Below are 7,175 nucleotides of genomic sequence, written 5' to 3'. Positions count from 1 at the left end.
GCCGGAACCATCTGGTCCTTGGTGAACCAGCCGAGCTCGCCGCCATTCTTGGCGCCCGGATCGATGCTGTCCTTGGTCGCCAGGGTGGCGAAATTGGCGCCATGGTTGAGCTGGTTGATGATCGCCTCGGCTTCGGCCTTGGTCTTCACCAGAATATGGCGGGCATCCACCTCTTCAGGGCCCGGCTTGCCGGCATAATTTTTGTTGTATTCGGCCTGCACGGCGGCGTCGGTCACGGCGCTGGTGACATGTTGCTGCACATAGGCGTTTTCCAGGCTGACATTGGCGGCATGCGCCATGGCGGCGGCGACGGTCGGTTGCTTTTCCAGGTCTTCCTGGTGCGCGGCCACCAGCAGCGCGGCGCGGTCGATCTCCTGGTTGAGCAGCAGGGGGAAGAGCTGGTTCGGCGGCAGCTGCTGCAGCTGCTGCGGCGCGTCCTGCGCGGCTTTCTGGATGTCGCTGAGATGGATTTGCATGCCGTTGACGGTGGCCACCACCGGGTCGGTCGAGGCGGGAGCGGCGGCGGGGGCATCGGCAAAAGCCGCCGGGGCCATGAGGCCGGCGGCGAGGGCGAGAGCGGAAAGCGTGGTACGACGCATAGAGGGGGAACCCTTCCTGTGTTTTTTCGATCCTATGAGCTAACTGTCGAACCGGGGCAAGGGTTTGACCACCCGGGGGGCGGCGCTTATGTGAGCCGGAGACGACGACTTATAGTAAGGTACGCGGTATCCGCCCGCTGCACCAGGAAGAGAGAATGTTCGCAAGCCTCGCCCGAGCCGTTTTTGGTACCAGTAACGACCGCGCCCTGAAAGCTTTTCGGCGCAAGGTCAATGCGATTGCCGCCTGGGAGCCGGAATTGGCGGCGCTGGACGACGAGGCCCTACGCGGCCAGACCGCGAAATTCAAGGCCCGCCTGGAGGAAGGTGAGACGCTCGACGATCTGCTCGAGGAAGCCTTCGCCACGGTGCGCGAGGCGGCCAAGCGGGCGCTGGGGATGCGCCATTTCGACGTGCAGATGATCGGCGGCATGGTGCTGCATTCCGGCCGGATCGCGGAAATGAAGACCGGCGAGGGCAAGACCCTGGTGGCGACCCTGGCGGTGTACCTCAACGCGCTCACGGGCAAGGGCGTGCATGTGGTGACGGTGAACGACTACCTGGCAAGGCGCGACGCGGAGTGGATGAGCCGGCTGTACGGCTTCCTCGGCCTGACGACCGGGATCATCGTGCATGGGTTGGATGACCCGCAGCGCCGCGCCGCCTATGCGGCGGACATCACCTACGGCACGAACAACGAATTCGGCTTCGACTATCTGCGCGACAATATGAAATACCGGCTGGAGGACATGGTCCAGCGGCCGTTCAATTTCGCCATCGTCGACGAGGTGGACAGCATCCTGATCGACGAGGCGCGCACGCCGCTGATCATTTCGGGGCCGACCGAGGATTCCTCCGAGCTCTACCGCGCCGCCGACCGCCTCATGGCCTTCCTGACGGATGCCGATTACGAGAAGGACGAGAAGGCGCGCCAGGTCACTTTGACCGAGGATGGCGCCGACCGCATGGAGCAGCGCCTGCGCGACACCGGCCTCCTGAAGACCGGCAATCTCTACGATCTCCAGAACGTCTCCCTGGTCCATCACCTCAACCAGGCGCTGCGCGCCCATAAGATCTTCGCCCGCGACGTCGACTACATCGTCAAGGACGACAAGGTCGTCATCATCGACGAATTCACCGGCCGCATGATGGAAGGCCGGCGCTATTCCGAGGGGCTGCATCAGGCGCTGGAGGCCAAGGAAGGGGTCACGATCCAGAACGAGAACCAGACCCTGGCCTCGATCACCTTCCAGAACTATTTCCGCCTCTTCCCCAAGCTCGCCGGCATGACCGGCACGGCCATGACCGAGGCCAGCGAGTTCCAGGACATCTACGGCCTCGAGGTGGTGGAGGTCCCGACCAATCTGGATTGCGTGCGCATCGACGAGCATGACGAGGTCTATCGCACGGCGGCCGAGAAATACGATGCCATCATCGGGCTGATCGAGGAATGCAAGGCGCGCCAGCAGCCGCTCCTCGTCGGCACCGTCAGCATCGAGAAATCCGAGCTGCTCTCCGGGCTTCTGAAGAAGAAGAAGGTGCCCCATCAGGTGCTGAACGCCCGCTATCACGAGCAGGAGGCCTACATCATCGCCGAGGCCGGCGTGCCGGGGGCGGTGACCATCGCCACCAACATGGCCGGCCGCGGCACCGACATCCAGCTCGGCGGCAATCTCGAGATGCGCATCTGGCGCGAGACCGCCGATATCGCCGATCCCGCCGAGAAGGAAGCGCGCATCGCCGCCATCCGCGCCGATGTCGCCGCCAAGAAGAGGGTCGCGCTGGACGCCGGCGGGCTCTATGTCATCGGCACCGAGCGCCATGAGAGCCGGCGCATCGACAACCAGCTGCGCGGCCGCTCCGGCCGCCAGGGCGACCCGGGCGCGTCGCGCTTCTTCCTGTCGCTCGACGACGATCTGATGCGCATCTTCGGCTCGGAGCGCATGGATTCCATGCTGCAGCGCCTCGGCCTGAAGGAGGGCGAGGCGATCGTCCATCCCTGGATCAACAAGGCCCTGGAGAAGGCGCAGCAGAAGGTCGAGGCGCGGAACTTCGAATCGCGCAAGAACATCCTGAAGTTCGACGACGTCATGAACGATCAGCGCAAGGTGATCTACGAGCAGCGCCGCGAGCTGATGGTGGCGACCGACGTCTCCCAGACCATCGCCGAGATGCGCCAGGAGACCGTCGACCATATGGTCGAGCAGCATATCCCGGCCAATTCCTATGCCGAACAGTGGAACGCCCAAGGGCTGCATGAGGAGGCCTTGCGCATCTTCGGCCTCGATTTGCCGGTCGTCGATTGGGCCAAGGAAGAGGGCGTCACCGAGCAGGAGATCCGCGAGCGGCTGACCGCGGCGGTCAATGCCAAGATGACGGAGAAGGAGGAGCGCTCGGGCAGCGAGGTGATCCGCTTCGCCGAGAAGAGCATCCTGCTGCAGCTGCTGGACCAGCAGTGGAAGGACCATCTGCTGAACCTGGATCATTTGCGCCAGGGCATTTGGCTCCGCGCCCATGGCCAGCGCGATCCGCTGAACGAGTACAAGCGCGAAGCCTTCGAGATGTTCGACGAGATGCTGACGCGGGTGCGCGAATCCGTGACCGTCGTGCTGTCCCATATCGAGGTCCGCCTGGGGCCGCCCCCGGAACAACAGCAGGAAGCCCCGCCCCCACCCCCGCCGCCCCAGGCCCGGATGCGGGAATCCCGTCCGAGCCCGGCGCTGGCGCTGGCCGGTGCGGATGCCTTCGCCCCGCCGAAGGAAGAGTTCGGCAAGGTCGCCCGCAACGCGCCTTGCCCCTGCGGGTCGGGGAAGAAGTACAAATACTGCCACGGGCGGGTTTGATTCTTTTCGTTCGGCGGCCGCTATCCGCTTGTCCCCTTAGCTTCCCCTCGCCCTCAAAGGGGCGGGGGTTGATCGCAAGCCTCGCTTTACCATTCCGTCATTCCCGCGAAAGCGGGAATCCAGGGCAAGCGACGAGCCCTCGGCCCTGGATTCCCGCTTTCGCGGGAATGACGGCGGAAGAAGTTACGCCTCTATCCCACCTGCAATCGCCCTGCCCGGAAAGGGGTCGATAGACGCCGAGCGCGATGCTCTCTCTACTTCTTCTTCGGCTTCAGCGATTCCCAATCGGCGTCGGTGAGCCGCTCCAGGAAGTTGAACTGGCCGGCGCCCTGCAGCCATTCGCCGCCGTCGATGGTGACGACCTCGCCGTTGATATAGCCGGCGAAATCGCTGAGCAGGAAGGAAGCGAGATTGGCGAGCTCGATATGCTCGCCGACGCGCTTCAGGGGGTTCTTGCTCTCGAAGACTTGGGCGAGCTCGGGCCGCGGCACGAGGCGCTCCCAAGCGCCCGCCGTGGGAAAGGGTCCCGGCGCGATGGCATTGAGCCGCACGCCCTTGCCGCCCCATTCCACCGCCAGGCTGCGGGTCATGGCCAGCACCCCCGCCTTGGCCATGGCCGAGGGCAGGACATAGGCCGAGCCGGTCCAGGCATAGGTGGTGATGATGCTGAGCACGCTGGCCTTGTGGCCGGCTTTGATCCAGCGCCGGCCGCAGGCGGTGGTGCAATAGGCGCTGCCGCGGAGCACGATGCCGAGCACGGCGTCGATGGCCCGCGGGCTCAGCTCCTCGCTGCGGGCGATGAAATTGCCGGCGGCATTGTTGACCAGGCAATCCAGCGGCCCCTCGGCCCAGATCGCCTCGGCCATCTTTTCCACCGCTTCGGCATCGCGCACGTCGCAGACCTGGGTCTCGACCTTGCCGCCGGTCTCGCCACCGAGCTTGGCGGCGGCGGCCGTCAGCACCTCGGGGCGCCGGCCGCAGATCACGAGCGAGGCGCCCAGCTCCAGGAAGCGCCGGCCCATGGAGAACCCGAGGCCGGTGCCCCCGCCGGTGATTAGGATGCGCTTGCCCTTCAGGAGATCGGTCTGGAACATGGGGATCCTCTCGTCATGCTTTCTATTCGTAATCCGCCCCGGCCAGGCAGCGCAATCGCATGTGGATGCCGTGCTCCTTCCTGCGTTATCCCGCGAAAGCGCTATTGCATATACATAACTCGGGAATCGCCATGGCCGTTTTGAGGGCAGGGCAAACAGGCGGGAAGGGGTACAATTTTTTGCCGTCATTCCCGCGAAAGCGGGAATCCAGGGCCACAGGCTGCAACCCATCCAAGGAGACACGAAGGCATCTTCTTTCGTGGCGTGGCATTATTGCCGCCATGAAGGCGCCCTGCGTCTACATCCTCGCCAGCAAACCAAACGGCACGCTGTACATCGGTGTGACGGCCAACATCGTGCGTCGGGTGTGGGAGCACAAGTCGGATGCGATGGTGGGCTTCACGAAGACCTATGGCATCCATCTTCTCGTCTACATCGAGTTCTTGGGGACGATGCCCGAGGCGATCCAGCGCGAGAAGCAGATCAAAAAGTGGCCGAGGGCCTGGAAGGTCGAATTGATCGAGCGCACGAACCCTCAGTGGCGCGATCTCTACGAAGAGATCCGACGCTAATGGGCAGCAGTCCGTCGCTTGCCCCCCGCTTTCGCGGGGGCAGGCTCTGGATTCCCGCTTTCGCGGGAATGACGGCAAAAAAATTGTGCCCCTTCCCGCCTGTTTGCCCTGCCCTCAAAGGAGCCATGGCGAGACTCGCCGTCGAAAAAGCGGCTAGTTCAGGCCCTTCTTGCCCATGGCGAGGAATTTCTCGCGGCGCTCGGCGCGCAGCCGCGCGCCGTCCTGGCGGCTGAGCTCGGTGAGGGCGGATTCGATCGCGTCGCCCAGGCTCTGGATCGTGCGGTTGCGGTCGCGATGGGCGCCGCCCAGGGGCTCGAGCACGATCTCGTCGATGATGCCGAGCTTCAGCAGATCATCGGCGGTGAGCTTCAGGGCCTCGGCGGCCTCCTTGGCCTGATCGGCGCTGCGCCAGAGGATGGAGGCGCAGCCTTCCGGCGAGATCACGGCATAGACGGAATGCTCGAGCATGAGCACGCGATTTCCCGCGGCCAACGCGATCGCCCCGCCGGAGCCGCCCTCGCCGATGATGACGGCGATGAGCGGAACGCGAATCCTGAGGCAAGTCTCGATCGAGCGCGCGATGGCCTCGGCCTGGCCACGCGCCTCGGCATCGATGCCGGGATAGGCGCCGGGCGTATCGACCAGGGTCACCACCGGCAAACGGAAGCGATCGGCCAGATCCATCAGCCGCTGGGCCTTGCGATAGCCTTCGGGCCGGGCCATGCCGAAATTATGCTGGACGCGGGAGGTGGTGTCGGAGCCCTTCTCCTGGCCGATCACCACCACGGAGCGGCCGCGGAAACGCCCGAGCCCGCCCTCGATCGCATGATCGTCGGCGAAATTGCGGTCGCCGGCGAGCGGCGTCCATTCTTCCACCAGCGCCCCGACGTAATCGCCGAAATGCGGCCGGTCGGGATGGCGGGCGACCAGGGTCTTCTGCCAGGCCGTCAGCTTGCCATAGGTCTGGCGCAGCAGCTTGTCGGCCTTGCCCTGAAGCTTCGCCACCTCGTCGGCGATATTCATGTCGTCGGCATTGGCGAGGTGGCGCAGCTCCTCGATCTTGCCTTCGAGCTCGGCGATCGGCTTCTCGAATTCGAGGAAGGTGGGCATCAGGGTCTAGGCGGCCCCGCCGATCTGCTCGGCCTTGCGGACCAGCACCTCGGCCTGGCGGATCGAGGCCAGGTCGATCAGCCGGCCATCCAGCGCCACCGCGCCCTTGCCCTCCTTCTGGGCCTGGGCCATGGCGGCGAGAATGCGCTTGGCCTTCTCGACCTCCTTGGCGCTGGGGGTGAAGAGCTCATTGGCAAGGGCGACCTGGGAGGGATGGATCGCCCATTTCCCCTCGCAGCCCAGAACCCCGGCCCGATTGCCCGCGGCCTTGTAGCCATCGGCATCGGAGAAATCGCCGAAGGGGCCGTCGACCGGGCGCAGCCCGTTGGCGCGGGCGGCCACAACCATGCGCGCGATGGCGTAATGCCACATGTCGCCCCAATGGGTGGCGCGGTTGCCGGCAGAATCCTTGTCGGTCAGCACGGCATAGTCCGGATTGACCCCACCGATGTTGGTCGTGCGCGCCTTGGTCGAGGCGGCATAATCGGCAACACCGAAATGCAATGATTCGTTGCGCCGGCTGGCGGCGGAAATCTCATGCACGTTCTGCATGCCGAGCGCGGTCTCGATGATCATCTCGAAGCCGATGCGCTTCTTTCGGCCCATGGCGGCCTCGCATTGGGTCACCAGCATGTCGACGGCATAGACATCCGCCGCGGTGCCGACCTTGGGAATCATGATGAGGTCGAGGCGCTCGCCCCCCTGCTCCATGACATCGACCACATCGCGATACATGAAATGGGTGTCGAGGCCGTTGATTCGCACCGAGAGGGTCTTGTTGCCCCAATCGATGTCGCGCAGCGCCTGGATGACGTTCTTGCGCGCCTGGGGCTTGTCGTCGGGAGCAACCGCGTCCTCGAGGTCGAGAAACACGACATCGGCAGCGGATTTCGCTGCCTTTTCAAAGAGCTGGGGCTGGCTGCCGGGGACGGCCAGCTCGCTGCGGTTGAGACGGGCCGG

At 64.8% G+C, this 7,175-nt stretch carries 6 protein-coding genes; 2 read left to right on the top strand and 4 right to left on the bottom strand.

The window, feature by feature from the left end:
* On the bottom strand, positions 1-599 hold a 599-nt coding region (locus tag VL752_RS10415), incomplete at its 3' end, for a peptidylprolyl isomerase (RefSeq protein ID WP_325354859.1).
* 155 nt (positions 600-754) lie between these two features.
* Between VL752_RS10415 and secA the strand changes: the two genes are divergently transcribed.
* Positions 755-3,439, top strand: a complete 2,685-nt coding sequence (gene secA / locus VL752_RS10410) for a preprotein translocase subunit SecA (RefSeq protein WP_325354857.1) — start codon at positions 755-757, stop codon at positions 3,437-3,439.
* A 254-nt stretch (positions 3,440-3,693) separates the two neighbouring features.
* On the opposite strand, the gene VL752_RS10405 is transcribed toward secA, so the two are convergent.
* On the bottom strand, positions 3,694-4,533 hold the full coding sequence (locus tag VL752_RS10405; RefSeq protein WP_325354855.1) for an SDR family oxidoreductase: 840 nt from the start codon (positions 4,531-4,533) through the stop codon (positions 3,694-3,696).
* Positions 4,534-4,814: 281 nt separating this feature from the next.
* Between VL752_RS10405 and VL752_RS10400 the strand changes: the two genes are divergently transcribed.
* Positions 4,815-5,105: a GIY-YIG nuclease family protein gene (locus VL752_RS10400; protein WP_325354853.1), complete on the top strand. Its 291-nt coding sequence runs from the start codon at positions 4,815-4,817 to the stop codon at positions 5,103-5,105.
* A 153-nt stretch (positions 5,106-5,258) separates the two neighbouring features.
* Here the strand turns inward: VL752_RS10400 and VL752_RS10395 are convergent, their stop codons facing one another.
* Together VL752_RS10395 and VL752_RS10390 are read right to left on the bottom strand one after the other, a co-directional pair.
* Positions 5,259-6,215, bottom strand: a complete 957-nt coding sequence (locus VL752_RS10395; RefSeq protein ID WP_325354851.1) for an acetyl-CoA carboxylase carboxyltransferase subunit alpha — start codon at positions 6,213-6,215, stop codon at positions 5,259-5,261.
* Positions 6,216-6,221: 6 nt separating this feature from the next.
* On the bottom strand, positions 6,222-7,175 hold a 954-nt coding region (locus tag VL752_RS10390), incomplete at its 5' end, for an HpcH/HpaI aldolase/citrate lyase family protein (protein ID WP_325354849.1).

Origin of the sequence: Acidisoma sp., assembly GCF_035492295.1 — a bacterium.
In the GTDB taxonomy this organism is placed as follows: domain Bacteria; phylum Pseudomonadota; class Alphaproteobacteria; order Acetobacterales; family Acetobacteraceae; genus Acidisoma.
Note: the sequence above shows the minus strand (reverse complement) of the source record. Positions and strands in the feature narration are given on the sequence as shown.